This window comes from Myxococcus llanfairpwllgwyngyllgogerychwyrndrobwllllantysiliogogogochensis, from assembly GCF_006636215.1.
GTDB lineage: Bacteria > Myxococcota > Myxococcia > Myxococcales > Myxococcaceae > Myxococcus > Myxococcus llanfairpwllgwyngyllgogerychwyrndrobwllllantysiliogogogochensis.
In genome coordinates this window covers 1-1751 of the sequence record NZ_VIFM01000517.1, presented here as the reverse complement: position 1 = coordinate 1751, position 1751 = coordinate 1, and the positions used below count along the sequence as shown (strand labels likewise).

Annotated in this window: 2 protein-coding genes; both read right to left on the bottom strand. The window is 69.5% G+C overall.

The genetic code is table 11. The annotated features are described in order from the left end of the window. Positions 1 to 52: 52 nt before the first annotated feature. The gene (locus FJV41_RS48995; protein ID WP_141649486.1) at positions 53 to 1054 is read right to left on the bottom strand and encodes an NAD(P)H-dependent glycerol-3-phosphate dehydrogenase; all 1002 of its coding nucleotides are present in this window, start codon (positions 1052 to 1054) and stop codon (positions 53 to 55) included. Positions 1055 to 1108: 54 nt separating this feature from the next. Next, positions 1109 to 1751: hypothetical protein (locus FJV41_RS48990; protein ID WP_141649485.1), on the bottom strand; the 643-nt coding region annotated here is incomplete at its 5' end.

The following is a 1751-nucleotide window of genomic DNA, read 5'->3' as shown; positions in this document are numbered from 1 at the left end:
ACCCCGCGCTGGAACACCGCCCCCGGCCCACACTCGCCAGGCAGCCCGCGCGTCAGACGAGCTCGGACTTGGGCTGGCGCGTCATCAGGTCCACCACCGCCATCTTCGCGTTCTTGTCCTCGTAGGCAATCAGGTAGACCTGCTGGCAGATGGGCAGCTCCACGCCCGTCTTGAGCGACAAGTCGCGAGCGCTGCGCGCCGTCTTCACGCCCTCGGCGACTTCCTTCATCTGCCCCAGGATGTCCGGCAGCTTGCGGCCCTTGCCCAGCTCCATGCCCACGTGACGGTTGCGGCTCAGCTCGCCCGTACACGTCAGCACCAGGTCCCCCATGCCGGACAGGCCCGACAGCGTCAGCGGGTTTGCGCCCTTGCGCACCGCCAGCCGGGTGATTTCCGCCAGGCCGCGGGTGATGATGGCCGCTCGCGCGTTGTGGCCCATGCCCAGGCCGTCCGCCATGCCCGCGGCAATCGCGATGACATTCTTCAGCGCGCCGCCGTACTGCACGCCCACCACGTCCGTGGACGTGTAGCTGCGGAAGGTCTCCGTCTGAAGCGCCTTCTGACAGCGCACCGCGACCTTGTCCCAGTGGGATGCAATCGTCACCACCGTGGGCATGCGCCGCGCCAGCTCCTTGGCGAAGCTGGGGCCCGACAGCACGGCGATGTACGGATGGAACTCCTCCGGGAGGCAGTCCTCCAGCAGCTCCGTCATCGTCAGCAGCGTCTCGTTCTCGATGCCCTTGGACACGGTGATGATGGGCACGTTGCGAGGCAGGAAGGCCTTGGCGCGGGCCAGCACCTCGCGCGTGGCGTGGCTCGGCGTGGCGAGCACCACCATCTCCGCGCCGGCGAGCGCCTCTTCCAAATCCTGGGTGGCGCGCACGCGCTCGGAGATGGGGATGCCGGGAAGATAGGTGGGGTTCTCGTGCCGGGTGTTGATGGCCTCCACCACCGTCGGCTCGCGGCCCCAGAGGCGGACCTCCTCACAGTTCACCGCCAGCACGTTCGCCAGGGCGGTACCGAAGGAGCCGGAGCCGATGACACTGCCACGCATGAAGACCTCGCTCGAGGGGGTGGAAAAGGCACGTTGTCGTGCCAGTTGCCGGTGCTACAGACCGGTGACGATGCCGATGGAGACCACCGGCATGAAGGCGGCGTCCTCGGCACGGGTGCGGAAGTCGCCGCCCAGGGAGACAGAGTAGGACGTTTTCTCGCTAAGCGGCACTTCGGCGCCCACGCGCACGGGCCACGCGCTGGAGGCCACCAGGTCCGGTGGCAGGCCGCCCAGCGGCGTGCGTTGGATGGGCTCCGTGTCCAGGGCCACCAGGTAGCGCACGTCGATGAAGAGCCTGGACGCGCGAACACCCTGGCGCTGGAAGGAGCCGACGATGCCGGGCATCACGTTCCAGTTGCGCCGGCCGGTGAGGTAGCGCGCGCCCCGGTCCTCCAGGCTCGCGGACCGGAGGAAGAACGCGTGACTGCCCTCCATCACCAGCCCCAGGCTCCAGCGCGCGCCTCCGTCCAGCACCCGCCACCGCCAGCCCAGCCGCGCCTCGTTCATCATCCCGTAGAGGCTGTCGAGTCCCACCAGCACATCGACCTGGGGCAGCACGCCCACGGCGGCGCGAGCGGACAGCGTGGGGAAACCCAGCGAGAGGCCGACCGCCACCCCGCCTGTCCTGCCCACGGTGTGTGCACCGAGCAGGCTGACGCGGTTCGGCACGGGGGGAGGCCCCGGAGGCGGCGCGGGC

Excerpts from the sequence above, each read along its gene's own strand:
- FJV41_RS48995 (WP_141649486.1), bottom strand. The coding sequence starts at position 1,054 with ATGCGTGGCAGTGTCATCGGCTCCGGCTCCTTCGGTACCGCCCTGGCG.